This is a genomic window from Mycobacterium sp. pR1184 (assembly GCF_041287235.1).
Classification (GTDB): domain Bacteria; phylum Actinomycetota; class Actinomycetes; order Mycobacteriales; family Mycobacteriaceae; genus Mycobacterium.
Genome location: NZ_JBGGKR010000032.1, coordinates 1 through 417, shown reverse-complemented (window position 1 = coordinate 417; position 417 = coordinate 1). Strand labels below are relative to the sequence as shown.

Sequence of the window (417 nt, the reverse complement as noted above, 5' to 3'; positions counted from 1 at the left end):
GCAACCCCGACGACCACACCCCCTGCATCGACGGCGCACCCAGCCAACAGGCCATCGACGGCGATCCCCGCTCAGCGGCGCAGCGTCATCACGACGGGTTGAATGCCGCGCTGCGCGCGGTCCTGGCCTCCGGGGCGCTGGGCCAGCACAACGGGCTACCCGCCACCATCATCGTGTCCACCACCCTGCAAGAGCTAGAAGCCGCCATCGGCCACGGGATCACCGGCGGCGGCACCCGCCTACCGATCAGCGATGTGATCCGGCTGGCCCGCCACGCCCACCACTACCTGGCCATCTTCGACAAGAGCAAACCCGTCGGCCTCTATCACTCCAAACGGCTGGCCTCACCGGGACAACGAATCGTGTTGTACGCCAAAGACCGCGGCTGCACCGCACCCGGCTGCACCGTGGGCGGCT

1 protein-coding gene is annotated in these 417 nt (G+C 68.6%); it reads left to right on the top strand.

Annotated elements, in window-relative coordinates:
* Window positions 1–417, top strand: a 417-nt coding sequence (locus tag ACAG21_RS28090; protein WP_370499513.1) for a DUF222 domain-containing protein, incomplete at both ends; no start/stop codon positions are given.